The 17,607-nt window shown below is 70.1% G+C and carries 15 protein-coding genes; 5 read left to right on the plus strand and 10 right to left on the minus strand.

Annotated features, from left to right (window positions below):
• A partial coding sequence (locus ABTU82_RS08005) for a hypothetical protein (RefSeq protein ID WP_407172791.1) occupies positions 1-411 on the minus strand: 411 nt, incomplete at its 3' end.
• Between the two features lie 157 nt (positions 412-568).
• Here ABTU82_RS08005 and ABTU82_RS08010 point away from each other — a divergent pair.
• Positions 569-1,051, plus strand: a complete 483-nt coding sequence (locus ABTU82_RS08010) for a hypothetical protein (RefSeq protein WP_116646843.1) — start codon at positions 569-571, stop codon at positions 1,049-1,051.
• Positions 1,052-1,060: 9 nt separating this feature from the next.
• On the opposite strand, the gene ABTU82_RS08015 is transcribed toward ABTU82_RS08010, so the two are convergent.
• Positions 1,061-1,534 (minus strand): MarR family winged helix-turn-helix transcriptional regulator, encoded by a 474-nt coding sequence (locus ABTU82_RS08015; RefSeq protein WP_165817925.1) that lies wholly within the window; start codon positions 1,532-1,534, stop codon positions 1,061-1,063.
• A gap of 189 nt (positions 1,535-1,723) precedes the next feature.
• On the opposite strand from ABTU82_RS08015, the gene ABTU82_RS08020 reads away from it, so the two are divergent.
• From ABTU82_RS08020 to ABTU82_RS08030, 3 genes are read left to right on the plus strand one after another with little or no spacing between them, the layout of a single operon-like run.
• Entirely contained in the window at positions 1,724-2,869 is a 1,146-nt protein-coding gene (locus tag ABTU82_RS08020; RefSeq protein ID WP_407172793.1) for a type III polyketide synthase, read from the plus strand.
• Positions 2,870-2,876: 7 nt separating this feature from the next.
• Entirely contained in the window at positions 2,877-3,569 is a 693-nt protein-coding gene (locus ABTU82_RS08025; RefSeq protein ID WP_407172795.1) for a methyltransferase domain-containing protein, read from the plus strand.
• Positions 3,562-4,683, plus strand: coding sequence for an FAD-dependent oxidoreductase (locus tag ABTU82_RS08030; RefSeq protein WP_407172797.1), 1,122 nt, complete (start codon positions 3,562-3,564; stop codon positions 4,681-4,683). The genes ABTU82_RS08025 and ABTU82_RS08030 overlap by 8 nt, the downstream gene beginning before the upstream one ends.
• Before the next feature lie 17 nt (positions 4,684-4,700).
• Here ABTU82_RS08030 and ABTU82_RS08035 read toward each other — a convergent pair whose 3' ends face one another.
• From ABTU82_RS08035 to ABTU82_RS08045, 3 genes are read right to left on the minus strand one after another with little or no spacing between them, the layout of a single operon-like run.
• Positions 4,701-5,543: a UbiA family prenyltransferase gene (locus ABTU82_RS08035; protein ID WP_407172799.1), complete on the minus strand. Its 843-nt coding sequence runs from the start codon at positions 5,541-5,543 to the stop codon at positions 4,701-4,703.
• A gap of 19 nt (positions 5,544-5,562) precedes the next feature.
• Positions 5,563-6,378 carry a polyphosphate kinase 2 gene (gene ppk2, locus ABTU82_RS08040; protein WP_116646849.1) on the minus strand — a complete coding sequence of 272 codons (816 nt, stop codon included), beginning with the start codon at positions 6,376-6,378 and terminating at the stop codon, positions 5,563-5,565.
• Positions 6,379-6,435: 57 nt separating this feature from the next.
• A complete protein-coding gene (locus tag ABTU82_RS08045; protein WP_407172802.1) occupies positions 6,436-8,604 on the minus strand; it encodes an ATP-dependent Clp protease ATP-binding subunit in 2,169 nt (722 codons plus the stop codon).
• 113 nt (positions 8,605-8,717) lie between these two features.
• Between ABTU82_RS08045 and ABTU82_RS08050 the strand changes: the two genes are divergently transcribed.
• Entirely contained in the window at positions 8,718-10,073 is a 1,356-nt protein-coding gene (locus tag ABTU82_RS08050; RefSeq protein ID WP_407172803.1) for a DUF2252 domain-containing protein, read from the plus strand.
• 18 nt (positions 10,074-10,091) lie between these two features.
• Here ABTU82_RS08050 and ABTU82_RS08055 read toward each other — a convergent pair whose 3' ends face one another.
• The 5 genes from ABTU82_RS08055 to ABTU82_RS08075 all read right to left on the minus strand — a co-directional run bounded on the left by ABTU82_RS08055 (position 10,092) and on the right by ABTU82_RS08075 (position 17,603).
• The gene (locus ABTU82_RS08055) at positions 10,092-11,108 is read right to left on the minus strand and encodes a GlxA family transcriptional regulator (RefSeq protein WP_407172805.1); all 1,017 of its coding nucleotides are present in this window, start codon (positions 11,106-11,108) and stop codon (positions 10,092-10,094) included.
• 219 nt (positions 11,109-11,327) lie between these two features.
• Entirely contained in the window at positions 11,328-12,530 is a 1,203-nt protein-coding gene (locus ABTU82_RS08060; RefSeq protein WP_407172806.1) for a glycosyltransferase, read from the minus strand.
• A gap of 4 nt (positions 12,531-12,534) precedes the next feature.
• Complete coding sequence (locus ABTU82_RS08065) at positions 12,535-13,746, minus strand: glycosyltransferase (RefSeq protein ID WP_407172808.1); 1,212 nt, start codon at positions 13,744-13,746, stop codon at positions 12,535-12,537.
• Positions 13,747-13,848: 102 nt separating this feature from the next.
• Positions 13,849-15,879, minus strand: a complete 2,031-nt coding sequence (locus ABTU82_RS08070) for an ABC transporter ATP-binding protein (RefSeq protein ID WP_407172810.1) — start codon at positions 15,877-15,879, stop codon at positions 13,849-13,851.
• Positions 15,876-17,603 carry an ABC transporter ATP-binding protein gene (locus ABTU82_RS08075; protein WP_407172811.1) on the minus strand — a complete coding sequence of 576 codons (1,728 nt, stop codon included), beginning with the start codon at positions 17,601-17,603 and terminating at the stop codon, positions 15,876-15,878. The genes ABTU82_RS08070 and ABTU82_RS08075 overlap by 4 nt, the downstream gene beginning before the upstream one ends.
• Positions 17,604-17,607 lie beyond the last annotated feature (4 nt).

Here is a 17,607-nt window from a genome sequence, read left to right on the forward strand (position 1 = left end):
CGGGCTCGTCACCGAGAAGACACCCTCGACCGCGGGGAGCGAGAACGAGACCGAGGTGTTGCCATCGCCCGACAGGCCGGTGAGCTGGTTGACGTACACGGTCTGGGCGACAGGAGCATCGTCGGCGTAGGTGCCCTGGGTCGACCAGGTGCCGTTGATGACCGTCGTCGAACCGGTGCCCGGGATGCGGTCACCGTTCTCGTCGAGAACGTTGATCCGCGAGCCGCTGGTTCCCGTACCGGTGAAGGTGACGGTGCGCGAGTCGGCCGTCTGTCCGGAAGTGGGGCTCGTCACCGAGAAGTCTGCGGGTGCGGCCTGTGCCGCGGTCGTGCCGAGAAGGGCGCCGGCCGAGCTCAGTGCGACGACGGCCGCGACGGCCGCCATCTTCTTCCATGTGGAAGTGATTTTCACGTGAATCCTTTGTATCGGGTGGGTCGGAGCACGCAACATGGAGACCGCCGCTGCGAGAAATTTCTACGACGGAGCCAATGGTTGCTTCTGTGCAATTGTTAACCGAAGCTACCAGAGGTCATCCAATCGGATTCCGGTTTGACTTCGAAGAGGAAGTATGGCGACAGACACGAACGCACCCGACGCAGATGAGCACGACGAAGTCATGGGAGCTCTCCGCGCCGTTCTGGCGATCACCGCTCGCGCTGTCGCGAACAATGTCGAGGGAGCACGATTCGACGACGTCCGCCTCGTCGCCCTCGCATCGCAGGGCTGGCCGCTCGAGCATCTGCCCTCGCGTCTCAATCGACCCCCCGAGAGGATCGCAGACGACGTCGACCGACTCGCCGCCGAGCGGTTCGTCGTCTCTGCCGGCGCGGCCGAAGCCGCAACGCTGCGCATACTCCCTCGCGGCGTTCACCTGCTGGAAGACATCGCCGCCCGGTATCGCGCCGAGTTCGAGCGGGTGCTGCGCCGCCTCGACGACCGTCAACGCGAGGAGTTCCGCGAGGCCCTCGACACGTTCCCGGTCATAGATGCGCTCGCGCGAACCGACATCCTCACACTCGGGCTCGCCCGCGCGGAGTCCGAAGAGGTGTAGCGGCCGCGGTCAGAGCACGGGCCACGAGTCCGGCTGCGGACCCGCCTCGCCGGCCGCGGCCGCGAAGGCTCCCAGCGCGCGGCGAAGCTGCTCCTGACGCTCGGGCGGCACGTCGGCCAGCACGATCCGCAGTTCGTCCTTCCGCCGCCGCATCACCTCGTCGACGAGTTCCGCTCCGCGGGACGTGGCACGCACGAAGATCTCTCGGCGGCTCGCCGCGCTGGTCTCGCGCTCGACCCACCCGCCGCCGATCATCCGCTCGATCATGCGCGTCACGGTCGACGGAGCCACCCCGGCTCGTTCGGCCAGCGCGCCCATGCGCGTCGGGCCTTCCCGATGGAGGATGACGAGAATGCGGAACTGCGCGACCGTCACCTGTTCCAGCGCGGGTTCGAGCGATCGCGCGATGATGGCGAGCAGCGCACCCGACGCATCGATCGTCGCCTGCATGACCTCGTCAGGTACGGACGATTCGTCGACCATCGTCAGCCTCTCAGCTACTCGGACCCCCCGCGCACTGCCCTGTCGTTGCAAGGGCGACCGGCCATGCACGCTGTTCGACAGCATACAAGCGCGAGCATCGATCGTCGGCGGAGCCGGACGCACCATAGACGGCGGCAAGACGGTTCGCCAGACCGACCCCGGAGCCCCCGGGTGTGCCTATGGTGAAGCATGACTGCCAGCATCCTGGGGATCGGCACCGCGGTGCCCGCAACGCGCCTGCAACAGGGCGATGTGCGCGACCTCCTCGCGGAGCAGCCCGCCATCGACCGACGCGCGCGCCGCCTGCTCGGTGCGGCCTTCGATGCCGCCGCGATCGATACGCGCTACACGGTGCTCGGCGAGCTCGGTGGCGGCGACGCATCGGGTCTGAATCTCCGCGACGGCACCCCGGTGCTGCGCGTACCGTCGACCGGCGAGCGCAACGCCGAGTACCGCCGCACGGTGCCGGCACTGTTCGCGGCCGCCGCCCGCGACGCCCTGGCCCGCTCCGGCGTCCAGCCCTCGGAGGTCACGCACGTCATCACCGTGTCGTGTACGGGGATGTTCGCTCCCGGCCCCGACTACCTGCTCGTACGCGACCTCGGGCTCTCGCCTGCGACCGAGCGCTACCACCTCGGATTCATCGGCTGCGCCGCGGCCATCCCCGGCCTCCGGGCCGCCGCCCGGATCGCGGCGGCGCAACCCGACGCGGTCGTGCTCGTGGTGTGCGCGGAGCTGTGCTCCCTCCACATCCGCAGTTCGAACGACCCCGAGCAGATCGTCGCCGCATCGGTCTTCGCCGACGGCGCGGCCGCGGCGGTCGTCAGCGCCGATCCCGCCCGACATGTCGGTCGGCGCCTCGACCTCGACGGGTTCGGCACCCGGCTCACCGAGGACGGCGAGAAAGACATGGTGTGGACCGTCGGCGACGAGGGGTTCGAGATGACCCTCACCGCCCAGGTGCCACGCATCATCGGACGCGAGATCGAGGCGGTGGCCGTCGACCTCTTCGGCGGCACCGCGGCCGTCGACGCGTGGGCGGTGCACCCGGGCGGGCGCAGCATCCTCGACCGCGTCGAGGACGGCCTCGACCTCGACCCGAGCGCTCTCGCCCACTCGCGCGACGTGCTGCGCGAGTACGGCAACATGTCGAGCGCGACCATCCTCTTCGTGCTGCGCCGCATGATGGAAAACGACCGTCGCGAGGGCGAGCGACTCGCGGTGCTCGCCTTCGGACCCGGACTCACGATCGAGGCCGCGCGGATGTCGGTGCGCGGGGTCGAGGCACCCGTCGAGGCGGTCCGCGACCTGGTCGCGGGCGCCACCGGTCGCTGACCGCGCGATGAGCATGCGCGAACGTGCGGTCGATCTCACGGAGATCATGGACGACCCCGACTGCGACCCGGTGCGCCTCGCCGCCACCTATCGTCGTTTCGACACCGTCAACCGGCTCGTCGCCGGCTGGGGCGGCGTGTACCGCACACGCCTGCGGCCGTACCTGAGGAGCCTGGGCCGACCGGCGCGCGTGCTCGATCTGGGCTCCGGCGGCGGCGACCTCGTCGCCCGGCTCGACGCCCTCACCCGCAAGGACGGGCTCGTCGTCGACTGGACCGGGGCCGATCCCGACCCGCGCGCGCATGAGGCCGCGCGAGGGCGCAGCTCGAGCCGCATCCGTTTCGTTCGCGCCGATTCGGCCGAACTGCTCGCGGCGGGCGAGACCTTCGACGTCGTCGTGTCGAATCACGTGCTGCACCACCTCTCCCCGGCGGCGCTGACCCGCTTCGCCGACGACTCGCTCGCCCTGTCGCGGGGCACGGTGCTGCACGCCGACATCGAGCGCGGACGCCTCGCCTACGCGCTCTACGGGGTCGGGGCCGCGCCCCTCAGCCCCGGCACCTTCCTTCATACCGACGGACTGCGGTCGATCCGCCGCAGCTACCGCGCCGCCGAACTCGCCGACGCCCTCGGCCGGCCGTGGCGGGTCGACCGACCCGCGCCGTTCCGCCTGCTCGCGACGGGAGCAGGGCGTGCATGACGTGGTGATCGTCGGCGCCGGACCGGTGGGGATGCTGCTGGCCGGGCGCCTGCATCGCGCCGGCCTCGACGTGGTCGTGCTCGAAAAGCGTCCGGAGGCGTCCCCGGGTTCGCGGGCGATCGGCCTGCACGCCCCGGTTCTCGCGGCCCTCGAAGCATCCGGGGTCACCGAGCGGTTGTTGGCGGACGCGCTGCGCGTGGAGCGCGGCGAGGCACGATCGGGCGGCCGACTGCTCGGCGAGGTGCGCTTCGACCGGCTCTCTGCGCGGTTCCCGTTCGTGGCGACCCTGCCGCAGTCCGCGACGGAAGCCGTGCTCGCCGTCGACGCGCCCGCCGTGCGCCGTGGCGTCGACGTGACGGCCGTGCGCCCGGACGGCGACCGGGTGCGCGTGTTCATGAACGGCGCCGAGCCCCTCCTCGCCCGCGTCGCGGTGGTGGCCGCGGGCGTCGGGTCGCGCGGTCTCGTGTTCCGCGAGGGCGGCGTGGCGGTGCGCGAGTATCCCGACCGCTACCTCATGGCAGATCTCACCGCCCCGGGCGGGCCGGTGGCCGTCGTGCACCTCGACGACGGCGGCGTGCTCGAGTCGTTCCCGCTGCCCGGCGGACGCCGACGGTTCGTCGCGTGGGACGCCGGTGGAAACGACGATCCCGCCGCCCGCACCGAGCGACTGCGCGCCGCGCTCGCGATGCGCGGCGAGAGCGAGGCCGCCGCGGAACTCACGGCGGCGTCGTCTTTCCGCGTACGGCGCGCCGTCGCCTCCGGTCTCGTGCGCGGCGGACTCGTGGTCATCGGTGACACCGCCCACGAGGTCAGCCCGATCGGCGGTCAGGGCATGAACCTCGGTCTGCTCGACGCGGCTACGCTCGTCCCGCTCCTGATCGAGTGGGTGCGGGCCGATCGCCGCCCCGACGCCGACCTGCGGCGCTGGGAGCGAGCGCGCATCGCCTCGGCGCAGACCGCGGCGCGGCTCGCCGCGATGAACACCTCGCTCGGTCGTCCGATGGGGCCGACCGGTGACGTGCTCCGCCGCGCTGCCCTCCGCGTCGCACTCGGCACCCCCGCGGGCCGCGTCGTCGCCCACGCCTACGCGATGGGTCTCGATCGCGCGGCGTGAGGAAGTCGCCCCGTGGCTCAGCCGCCGAGCGCCAAACCCGTCGCCACCAGTTGCGCAGCGAGCAGCAGCGCCGCCAGCATCACGAAGCGGAACACCGTGCGATCGGGTGGGCGCACGAGGGCGCGGATGCCGGTGGCCACCGCCACGACGCCCACGGCCCCCGCGAACAGCCACCCGGGCCAGGCGATCCGGCCGAGGTCGCCGCCGACGGGGCCGACGAGCACGGCCGCCGCTCCGATGAAGAGCCCCCCGACGGCGAGCAGCGCGGATGCACGAGGCCCGATGCGATGCGGGAAACCTCGCACCCCGGTCGCCCGGTCGTCGTCGAGGTCGGGGAGCACGTTGGTCAGGTGCACCGCCGCTCCGAGCGCGGCACCGGCGATCGCGGCCCAGAACGGGGCGAGGGTCGGCGCGGGAGCGGAAAGGGTCGCGAGCGACGGGAAGACCCCGAAGCTGACGAGGAACGGCACGAGCGAGAAGGCCGACGACTTCATCCCCGCGTTGTACGCCCAGGCCCCGGCGATCATGAGGGCCTGGCCCGCCAGCATCCCGAATCCGAGCACCGCCGACAGCGCCAGCGACGCGACGACCGCCCCGACCGCGACACCGAGTGCGAGCTGCACCGAGACGACGCCCGCGGCGATGGGCTTGTCGGTGCGCCCCACGGCGCGATCACGACCGGCGTCGATGGCGTCGTTGGAGAGGCCGACCGAGATCTGGTTGCACAGCACCGATGCCACGAGGAGGGCAATGCGCGCAGGATCGAGGCCCGTCGCGATGCCGAGAGCGAGCGAGAGCGCCGTGACGACGAGCGCCGGACCGGGATGAGTGGAGCCCCAGAGCGCCCGCGCCGTCTTCATGCTCCGACGTTACCCGCGGTCACTTCCTCTTCGCGCCGAGGGCGCTCGCGATGTCGGGAACGGAGCGGTGGAGGTCGCGCGGCGGTCGCGCGTCGTCGGCGATCGGCGGGCGGTCGGGGATCTCGATCTCGTCGGGTTCGGATCGCTCGTACGGGATGCTGCTCAGCAGATGCGCGATCGTGTTGAGACGTGAGGCGCGCTTGTCGTCGCTCTCGATCGTCCACCAGGGCGCTTCGTCGATGTCGGTCGCGTCGAACATCGCATCCTTCGCCCGCGAGTAGTCCTCCCACCGCAGGATCGACTCGAGGTCGGTGGGTGAGAGCTTCCATCGACGCATCGGGTCGTTCAGCCGGGAGGCGAACCGATCCTGCTGCACGCCGTCGGAGACCGAGAACCAGTACTTCAGCACGATGATGCCGTCGGCCACGAGCAGGCGCTCCACGATGGGCGTCTGCACGAGGAAGCGCTGGTACTCCTCGTCCGACGAGTAGCCCATCACGCGCTCGACCCCGGCCCGGTTGTACCAGGACCGATCCATCAGCACGATCTCGCCCGCCGCGGGGAGACGCTCGATGTAACGCTGGAAGTACCACTGCCCGCGCTCGCGATCCGAGGGCTGAGGCAAGGCCACGACGCGCGCGTGACGCGGGTTGAGGTACTGCATGACGCGTTTGATCGCGCCGCCCTTGCCCGCCGCATCCCGGCCCTCGAAGATGACCAGCACCCTCGCGCCGACCGCCGTCACCCACTGCTGCATCTCGACGAGCTCGATCTGCAACCGCTCGAGCTCCGCCTCGTACGCCTTCTTCGGGACCCGCTTGACCTTCTTCGACACGTGCACTCCTTCGCCGCGATGCGTCTCGATCGTCGGTCGAAGGAGGCACGCGCCAGCCTAGACCCGGGCTTCGTCCTCCGGGCCGTCGCTCGTGAGCACGAGCGTCGACCCATCGGCGGCCACGTCGACGCGAACCACGTCGCCGTCGTGCACCCCGCCCGCGAGGATCGCCATGGCCAGGCGGTCCTGGATCTCGGACTGGATGAGCCGGCGCAGCGGCCGGGCGCCGAACAGCGGGTCGTATCCGCGCTCGGCCAGCCACGAACGCGCGTCGGGCGTAACGGCGAGCGTCAGCCGGCGCTCGCGCAGACGCCGCTGCAGGGCGAAGACCGACAGCTCGACGATCTGGGCGAGGTCGTCTTCCGTCAGCGCCTGGAAGATCACGATGTCGTCGAGGCGGTTGATGAACTCCGGCTTGAACGCCTGGCGCACGAGCGCCTGCACCTGCGCCCTCTTCTCGTCGAGCGAGAGCAGCGGGTCGATGAGGATCGGCGAGCCGAGATTCGACGTGAGGATCAGGATCACATTCGTGAAGTCGACCGTGCGGCCCTGGCCGTCGGTCAGCCGGCCGTCATCCATGACCTGCAGCAGCACGTCGAACACCTCGGGATGGGCCTTCTCTACCTCGTCGAGGAGGACGACGCTGTACGGACGTCGGCGAACGGCCTCGGTGAGCTGACCACCCTGCTCGTACCCGATGTATCCCGGAGGGGCACCGACCAGGCGCGAGACCGAGTGCTTCTCGCCGTACTCCGACATGTCGATGCGCACCATGGCGTGCTCGTCATCGAAGAGGAAGTCGGCGAGCGACTTGGCCAGCTCGGTCTTCCCGACGCCCGTGGGCCCGAGGAAGAGGAACGACCCGGTCGGCCGGTTCGGATCGCTGATGCCCGCACGCGAGCGGCGCACCGCGTCGGCGACTGCCTTCACGGCGTCCTTCTGGCCGATCAGGCGCTTGCCGAGTTCGGCCTCGAGGTGCAGCAGCTTCTCGGTCTCGCCCTGCAGCAGCCGCCCGACGGGAATGCCCGTCCACGCGGCGATGACCGCGGCGATGTCTTCGTCGGTGACCTGGTCGTTGACCATCCGGTCTTCACCGGCGGTCTCTTCGCCCTCGGCCGTCATGAGCTCGCGCTCGAGCGCGGGGATGTCGGCGTACAGCAGGCGCGACGCCTTCTCGAGGTTGCCCTCGCGCTGCGCCCGCTCGGCCTCCATCCGGGCCGTATCGAGCTTCGTCTTCAGGTCGCCGACGCGGTTGAGCGAGGCGCGCTCGCGCTCCCACCGGGCCTGCAGCTCGTCGAGGTGGGCCTGCTCCTTGCCGAGGGTCTCGCGCAGAGCTGCCAGCCGCTCCTTCGACGCGGCGTCTTTCTCCTTCTTCAGCGCGAGCTCTTCGAGCTTGAGCCGGTCGACGTGGCGCCGCAGCTCGTCGATCTCCAGCGGAGCGGAGTCGATCTCCATGCGCAGGCGCGACGCCGCCTCGTCGATCAGGTCGATCGCCTTGTCGGGCAGCTGGCGGGCGGGGATGTAGCGGTGCGACAGGGATGCTGCGGCGACGAGAGCCGCATCCGCGATCGCGACCTTGTGGTGGGCCTCGTAGCGCTCCTTGAGTCCGCGGAGGATCGCGATGGTGTCTTCGACGGTCGGCTCGCCCACGTAGACCTGCTGGAAACGGCGTTCCAGCGCAGCATCCCTCTCGATGAACTCGCGGTACTCGTTGAGCGTGGTCGCCCCGATGAGGCGCAGCTCTCCGCGCGCGAGCATCGGCTTGAGCATGTTGGACGCGGCGACCGACCCCTCTCCGCCGCCGGCGCCCATGAGCACGTGCAGCTCGTCGATGAACGTGATCACCCGCCCGTCGGACTCGGTGATCTCCTTGAGCACGCTCTTGAGGCGCTCCTCGAACTGACCGCGGTACATCGCCCCGGCGACGAGCGCCGAGATGTCGAGGGTGATGAGCTCCTTGCCCTTGAGGCTCTCGGCCACGTCGCCCGCGACGATGCGCTGGGCGAGACCTTCCACGACGGCGGTCTTGCCGACACCGGGTTCGCCGATGAGGACGGGGTTGTTCTTGGTGCGCCGGGTGAGCACCTGGCTGACCCGGCGGATCTCGGAGTCGCGCCCGATGACGGGGTCGAGCTTGCCCTGACGGGCGCGGTCGGTGAGGTTGATGCCGAACTGCTCGAGGGCGCTCTGCGCCTCCTCCTGTCCGGGCTGTTGCGTGGCGTTCATACGGTCTCCTGGAAATCGGTGGGCACTCGATAAAAGTTGAGTGCGTCGGACTCAACTTTATCAGCGACCCCCGTTTCCCACCAGCCCTCCCGGCGGAGGACTACGGTGATGCCGTGACGACGCCCGCACCCGCCGAACCGCGCAACCCGCCGCCGAGCTCCGCAGACCGACGCGCCTTCGGGAGGGACGCGCGGCAGCGCCTCCCGCGCCGCGACCTGGCGCGACTCACCACGACCGGCCGCGACCCGCTCGGCGTCCTCGCCTCGCAGAACGCCTCGCGGGTGCCCGAGCTCGTGCCGATGCGCGCGGAGCGCATGTCGGCCAGCGTCTTCGCGTTCTATCGGGGAGCCGCCGCCGTCATGGCCGCCGACCTCGCGCGCGACGCGAGCACGGGGATCGCCGTGGCATCCTGCGGCGACGCGCACGTGGCGAACTTCGGGTTCTACGCCTCGCCCCAGCGCTCGCTCGTGTTCGACCTCAACGACTTCGACGAGGCCGCATGGGCACCGTGGGAGTGGGACCTCAAGCGGCTCGTCACCAGCGTCGTGCTGGCAGGACAGGAGACAGCACGCGACGACCGCGTCGTGCAGGAGTCGGCGGCCGCGGCCGTGCGCACCTACGCGCGGGTGCTCGACCGCCTGGTCGAACGCGACCCGCTCGCGCGCTACTTCGAGCATTTCAGCCCGCAGGAACTGCTCGACTCCTACGACCCGCAGTCGCGGAGCGTTGTCGTCGAAGCCATCCGCGACGCCAAGCGCCGCACGGGCAAGCGGGCGGTCCGCAGGCTCACGACCGAGGGAGACGGAGGGCGCCTCGCCTTCGTCGATCAGCCGCCGACCACCGTGCACGTCGACCTCGAGACCAGTCGCCTCATGCTCGCCGTCGACGGCGACTACCGCGCCTCGGTGAACGTCGACGTGCGGATGCTGCTCTCCCACTACGAAGCCGTCGACGTCGTGCTGCGCGTGGTCGGCGTCGGCAGCGTCGGCACGCGCTGCTTCCTCGTGCTGCTGCAGGACGGCGACGGGCACGCGCTCATGCTGCAGGGCAAGGAGGCGGGGCGGAGCGTTCTGGAGCAGTACGGCGGCGCCCCCCAGCCCGCCGCGCTGACCGAGGTGGTCGCCGCATCCGGGGAGGGCGCTCGCGTGGTCTCGCTGCAACGGGTGCTGCAGGCGGTGTCCGACCCGTTCCTCGGTCACGTCCGCGGTCCCGATCGCGACTTCTATGTGCGCCAGTTCCACGACATGAAGGGCGGGATCGAGATGGTCGAACTCGACGACGCCCCCTTTCAGCGCTACGCGCAGGCCTGCGCGGCCACCCTCGCGCGCGCGCACGCCCAGTCGCCGAACGCCGCCGCCGTCGCCGGCTACGCCGGCGGCGGCCGGGCCCTCGCCGATCCGATCGTCGACTGGGCCTACGCGTACGCCGACCTCACCCGCACCGACCACGCCGCGTTCGTGTCCACCTGACGCCGGCGGTCCGCTCGGTCAGGCGACGGGCGCGAGTTCGGGCGTCGCGCTCGACCCTGCCCCGACGACGGCCTCCTGGGCCTCGTCGGTGCAGGCGAACCGGGCGCGGTACGCGGTCGGCGTGATCCCGAGGGTGCGCGCGAAGTTCTGACGCAGCACCGCCGCCGACCCGAATCCGCTCTCGGCGGCGATGCGATCGAGCCCGAGCCCGGACTGCTCGAGCAGCCGTTGCGCGTGGATGATCCGCTGACGCCCCAGCCAGGCGGCCGGCGTCGCACCGAAGTCGGCCTTGAACCGGCGGGCGAAGGTGCGCGGAGACATGTGCGCCCGCGCCGCGAGCTGGTCGACCGTCAGATCCAGCGCGAGGTTCTGCAGCATCCAGTCGCTCACCGGGGCCAGTGAGAGCGAAGCCTCGATCGGAAGAGGCGCCACGATGAACTGCGCCTGCCCCCCGTCGCGCTGCGGCGGCACGACCATGCGGCGGGCGATGATGTTCGCCATCTCGGCGCCCAGCTCCTGCCGCAGCAGATGCAGGCACGCGTCGAGCCCTGCGGCGGTGCCGGCACTGGTGATGATGCGGTCGGCCTGCACGTAGAGCACATCGGGATCGACGTCGATCGCGGGGTACATCGACGCCATCACGTCGGCGTACCGCCAATGCGTCGTCGCCCGGTGACCGTCGAGGACTCCCGAGGCGGCGAGCACGAACGACCCGCTGCAGACGCTCAGGAGCCAGGCGCCGCGGTCGGCCGCCCGCCGCACGACGTCCGCGACGCGGACGTCGACGCGCCCCCAGTCCTCGCGCGGAATCGGGGTGACGACCACGAGGTCGGCGTCGTCAGCGAACGCCAGGTCGTGCTCGACGTTGATCGAGAATCCGAGGTTGCTCGGGATCGCACCCGGCTCCGGCGTCACGATGCGGAAGTCGAACGGCTCGATCCCGTCGTCGCTGCGATCGAGCCCGAACGCCTCGCACGCGAGACCGAACTCGAAGGGCGCGAACCCGTTCTGGACGACGACGGCGACCGTTCTCATGGTGCGACCTCACGATGGGTGAATGGCAGGAAAAACGCGATGCGTGTCTATCCTGCCACTCGTGGCTCGATTCGTACAACCATAGCGTTACTGCCGTGATCGTCCTTCTCGCCTCAGCCCTGCTCGCCGCCGTCGCGATCGCGGCGTCCGTCCGCTCGCTGTTCACCGACGGCTACCGCCGCCTCCCCACCGACCGCAACCGCCTGCCCTGAGGCTCGCTCACGCTCCGCGGGTGCTCGCGGCCACGCGGTCGTACAGCTCGACCATCGCGGCCGTCCGAGACGACTGCCGGAACTCCTCGGCGACGGCCGGATCGGGCCGCGGGGAAGCGCCGCGCATGATGTCCGCGGCGGCGGCGCTCAGGGCGCGGGCGAGCGCCGTGGTCGATGCGTCGGCGACCGGCCACGATCCCGAGCGCAGCTCGGCGGCGATGTCGGGATCGCTCACCACGGTCGGCGTACCCAGCGACGCCGCCTCGAAGACGGTCATGCCCTGCGTCTCGAAACCGATCGAGGTCTGCACGACCGCATCGGCGGCACCGATGCGACGCAGCGTCTCGGCGTAGGGAAGTCGCCCGGCGAACTCCACCCGCGTGGCGCCGGTGCCCGCCTCGACGATCCGACGCGCAGCGCGCAGCTGCCCGCCACCGCCGATGATCTCGACGTCGGCCGCCACCCCCGACTCGACGACCGCGCGCAGGAACGGTAGCAACCGCTTCTCGGGGCTCATGCGCCCGACCCAGACGAAGCGAGGGCGTGACGGATGCGGCGAATCGGAACGGGGGCGATCGCGTGCGGCATCGAGGATCTCGTCGTCGATGCCGTTCCAGACCACGTCGACCCTCGGGAAGACACCGTGCTCCTCGAGACGATGCGCGAAGTGGGCGGAGGGCGCGGTGACGGCGTCGGCACCCTCCGCCAGCATCCGCAGATACGCCCACCCGTCCGTGCCGCGCCGCGACGTCGCCCCGGCCGGCAGCATCCGCCCCGCCCAGGAGTTGAGCATCCGCAGGACGAGCTTCGGGAAGGGGGCGGTGGCTTCGATGCCGACGTCGACGCGGTTGTGCATCGTGTGAACGACCGGCAGGCCGTGCCGCCGGGCGAACCGGTGCCCGATGACGGCGCCCCAGAAGTCGGCCTGCACGTGCACCACGTCGACCGGAGGCCGCCCGGTCATCGCGAGGTCGAGCCGCCGATCGGTCCGGCGACCGGGCACGGTCATCGCGTACTCGCGGTCGGGGGTGAGGGGCACCGAGGGAAGGTCGAGGTACGCCGGATCGTCGATCCGTCGCGCGTGAAGGCGCGGCGCGACGATCGTCACGGTGTGCCCGGCGCGTTCGAGGAAGCGGCGTTGCAGCCGCATCGACACCTGCGCGCCGCCCGAGGACTCGACGTGCTGGTCGCCGAACATCACGACGTGCATGCGGTTACGAGGGGAGCGGCTCGCCCCGGTAGAGGGCTTCGAAGGTGTCGAGGGTGCGGCCGATGTCGTGCACGGAGACGCCGTCGAGCGACGCCTTCTGCATGCGCAGCCGTTCCTCCGGGGAAGCGGTCAGCACGTCGGTGAGGCGCGCGGCGAGCTCGTCGTCGTTGCCCGGTTCGAACAGGAACCCGTTCTCGCCGTCATGCACGAGATGCGGCAGCGCGACCGCATTCGCCGCCACGACGGGAAGACCCGACGCCATGGCCTCCATCGTCGCGATCGACTGGAGTTCGGCGATCGAGGCGATGGCGAACACACTCGCCCGCGTGTACAACGCCCGCAGGTCGGCCTCCGAGGCATGCCCGTGGAAGGTGACGCGCGATCTGATGCCGAGCTGGTCGCTCAGGGTCTCGAGGTTCTTGCGCTGATCGCCGCCGCCGACGAGGTCGACCGACACGTCGAGGGACGGATCGAGCTTCGCGACCGCCTTCAGGAGCACGTCGATCCCCTTCTCTGTCGTCAATCGCCCGACGAAGAGGATGCGGTTCGCCTCACGCGGGGTGAGGTCGGCGGTGTAGTTCGCCTGATCGATGCCGCAGCTGATCGGGATCACGCCGTGGAGGTCGATCGTCGACTCGAGGAAGTCGGCGGCGTTGCGCGTGGGTGTCGTGACGGCGCGGGTCATGTCGAACGTGCGCTTCGCATCGGCCCAGGCCAGCGCCAGGATGTAGCGGTTGAGGAACGCGGGGAGGGCGGTGAAGTCGAGCAGGTTCTCGGCCATGACGTGGTTGGTCGCGACGATCGGGATGCCGCGCTTGCGCGCCTCACGGGCCAGGCCGCGACCCAGCACGATGTGCGACTGGATGTGCACCACGTCGGGCTTGACCGCGTCGAACACCTGACGCGCGTAGTGCTTCGACCGCCACGGCCAGACGAAACGGAGCCAGTCGTGGGGAGGCCAGCGCACCGACGGCAGCCTGTGCAGCGTCATCGGCTGGTCTTCGACCACCTCGGTACGCGGGGCCGCGCGACGGTACTCGGTGTTCGGCGCCACGACGTGCACGTCGTGGCCGCGGACCACCAGGCCGGCCGCGAGGCGCTCGGCGAAACGGGCGGCTCCGTTGATGTCGGGCGCGAAGGTGTCGCAGCCGATCAGGATCGTGAGCGGCCGATCGGGGTCGGGACGAACGTGGTCAGGCGTCGCGGGGGAGGTCACGGATGGCGGCCAATCTGTGCGGCGGGATGAGTCGCACGGTGCGGTGCTTGCCGGTTCACTGTACCCGAGGCGTCGATGAACACCGCGGACGGCGGCGGCATGTCAGCGGGGCGCGGACTCCTCCTCGGTGATCGCTTCGGCGGTCTCCGAGCCCGCCGCCTGCTCGAACTGCGACTGGTACAGGCGCCAGTAGGCGCCCTCCGCCTCGATGAGCTCGGCGTGCGTGCCCTTCTCGACGATGTCGCCGTGCTCCATCACGAGGATGAGGTCGGCGTCGCGGATCGTCGAGAGCCGGTGGGCGATCACGAAGGACGTGCGTCCTTCACGCAGTGCCGCCATCGCGTGCTGCAGGAGGAGCTCGGTGCGGGTGTCGACCGACGAGGTGGCCTCGTCGAGGATGAGCACCGACGGCCGGGCGACGAAGGCGCGGGCGATCGTGATGAGCTGCTTCTCGCCCGCCGAGACGTTCGACGCGTCTTCGTCGAGCACGGTGTCGTACCCGTCTGGCAGCGAGTGGACGAAGCGGTCGACGCGGGTCGCGGTCGCAGCATCCAGGATCTCCTGGTCGCTCGCCGACGCGCGTCCGTAACGGATGTTCTCGCGGATCGTGCCGGCGAACAGCCAGGGATCCTGCAGCACCATGCCGGTGCGCGAACGCACGGCATCGCGGGTGAGCGTGGCGATGTCTTGCCCGTCGAGCAGGATGCGACCGCCGTCGAGCTCGTAGAACCGCATGATGAGATTCACCAGGGTCGTCTTGCCCGCACCGGTGGGTCCGACGATCGCGACCGTCTGGCCGGGCTCGACCCGGAACGACAGGTCGGTGATGAGCGGACGGTCGGGCGAGTACGAGAACCGCACCTGCTCGAACTCGATGACGCCCTCGCCGTCGACCGGGGCGGGAGCGTCGTCGGCGTCGGGCTCTTGCTCCTCGGAGTCGAGCAGTTCGAACACCCGCTCGGCCGAGGCGGTGCCCGACTGGATGACCGCAGCCATGCCGCCGAGCTCGGATAGCGGCTGGGTGAACTGCTGCGAGTACTGGATGAACGCCTGCACGTCGCCGAGCCGCAGGTTGCCGCTGGCCACCATGAGACCGCCGAGCACGGCGATGCCGACGTAGGTGAGGTTTCCGACGAACATCATTCCCGGCATGATCATGCCGGAGAGGAACTGCGCCCTGAAGCTCGCCTCGTAGAGCTCCTGGTTCTCGACCTCGAACTTCTCGCGGGAGTCCTTCTCGCGGCCGTAGACCTTCACCAGCGCGTGACCGGAGAACGACTCCTCCACCCGGGCGTTCAGCCGGCCGACCTTGCGCCACTGGATGCCGAACGCCTTCTGCGACCGCGGACCCACGATGCCGAAGATGACGGCCATCAGGGGCAGGGAGATCAGCGCGACGATCGCGAGCTGCCACGAGATCGTGAACATCATCACGAGCACGCCGACGACGGTCAGCACGGAGGTCACCACGGTCGAGAGCGACTGCTGCATCGTCTGGGTGATGTTGTCGATGTCGTTCGTGACGCGGGAGATGAGCTCACCGCGCTGCACCCTGTCGAAGTACGACAGGGGCAGTCGGTTGATCTTCGCCTCGACCGACTCGCGCAGACGCCACATCGTGCGCACCATGATGATATTGATCACGAAGCCCTGCACCCAGCTGAGGAACGACGACGCGACGTAGATCGCGAGCACCGCGATGACGACCCCGCGGAGGCGGTCGAAGTCGACACCGGCGCCGACCTGGAAGTTCTGCATCGCCGAGACGACGTTCGCCAAGTCGCCCTGGCCGGAGTTGCGCAGCGACTCCACGACGTCGGCCTGCGACGTGCCGACGGGGAAGGAGTCGCCGAGCGCGCGGGAGGTGATGCCCTCGAAGATGAGGTTGGTGGCCTCGCCCAGCACGCGCGGTGCGATCACGGCGAGCACGACGCCGATCGCCCCGAGGATCGACACGAGCGTGAAGGCCACGGCGTGCGGGCGGAGCAGACCGATGAGGCGGCCGAAGCTCCTGCCGAAGTTCGTGGCCTTGCCGGGGGCGACGCTGTCCCAGTCGCCGGAGTTCTGACGCGCCTGCTCGGCGAGCTCGAGTTCGAGCCGTTCGTCTTCGGTCAGTGCGTCGGGAGCGCTCATGCCTCCACCCCCAGCTGCGACTCGACGATCTCGCGGTACGTGACGTTGTTCTCGAGGAGCTCTTCGTGGGTGCCGAGCCCCACCATGCGCCCGTCTTCGAGCACGACGATGCGATCGGCCTCGGTGATCGTCGACACGCGCTGCGCGACGACGATCTTCGTCACCTCCGGCAGCTCCCGCCACAGCGCTTGTCTCAGCCGCGCGTCGGTCGAGAGGTCGAGGGCCGAGAACGAGTCGTCGAAGACGAGGATGTCGGGCTGGTGCACGATGGCGCGGGCGATGGCCAGGCGCTGACGCTGCCCGCCCGAGACGTTGGTGCCGCCCTGCGAGATGCGGGCCTCGAGCTGCCCCTCCATCTCGGCGACGAAGTCGCTGCCCTGGGCGATCTCGAGCGCCTTCCACAGGTCTTCGTCGGTGGCCTCCTCGCGTCCGAAGCGCAGGTTGGACGCCACGGTGCCGGTGAAGAGGAACGGACGCTGCGGCACCAGCCCGATGCCCTTCCACAACTCGTCGAGATCGGCCTGGCGCACATCGACGCCGCCCACGCGCACCTCGCCGCCCGTCGCGTCGAAGAGCCGGGGGATGAGCGAGACGAGCGTCGTCTTGCCCGAGCCGGTCGAACCGACGATCGCGACGGTCTCGCCGCGGGCCGCCTCGAAGCCGATGCCCTGCAGCACGGGCGACTCGGCGCCCGGATAGGTGAACTCCACGTCGCGCAGCTGCAGCGCCCCCGGCTCGGGGAAGCGGGTGACCGGGTCGGCCGCCCGCGTGAGGGTCGACTCGCTCGCGAGCACCTCGCCGATGCGCTCGGCGGAGACCGCCGCGCGCGGGATCATGATCGTCATGAAGCTCGCCATCAGCACCCCCATGAGGATCTGACCGACGTACTGCATGAACGCGAACAGGGTGCCGATCTGCACGGCACCCGAATCGACCTGGATGCCGCCGAACCAGATGACACCGACGACCGTCACGTTGAGCACGAGCATCGCCAGCGGGAACAGCAGCACGAAGAGGGATCCGACCTTGCGACCGACCACGAGGATGTCGGTGTTCGCCTCGCGGAAGCGCTCCTCCTCGATGCGCTCTCGCACGAACGCCCGCACGACGCGCACGCCGGTGAGCTGCTCGCGCATGACCCGGTTCACGGCGTCGAGCTTCTTCTGGAAGCTGCGGAACAGCGGAACCATGCGACTGATGATGAGGCCCGCGACGACCAGCAGGAGGGGCACCGCCACACCGATCAGCCAGCTGAGCCCGACGTCCTGCTGCAGCGCCATGACGACCCCGCCGATCGCGAGGAGCGGAGCGGTGACGAGCATCGTCGCGCCCATCATCGCGAGCATCTGCACCTGCTGCACGTCGTTCGTGTTGCGGGTGATGAGCGACCCCGGCCCGAACTGCGACACCTCGCGCTCGGAGAACGCGCTGACCTTGTCGTAGACGTCGCGGCGGATGTCGCGCCCGGCGCTCATCGCGGCGCGCGCGGCGAAGTAGGTGGCGATGATCGACGCGACGATCTGGCAGAGCGAGATGCCGAGCATCATCGTGCCGGTCGACCAGATGTAGCCCGTGTCGCCCTGGGCCACGCCCTTGTCGATGATGTCGGCGTTGAGGCGCGGCAGGTAGAGCGAGGCCATGGCCGAGACGAACTGGAAGGTCAGAACGCCCGCGAGGAACCAGCGGTAGGTCTTGAGATAGCGGATGAGCAGCTTGCCGAGCACGGGA

Origin of the sequence: Microbacterium deferens (genome assembly GCF_045517775.1) — a bacterium.
Taxonomy (GTDB): domain Bacteria; phylum Actinomycetota; class Actinomycetes; order Actinomycetales; family Microbacteriaceae; genus Microbacterium.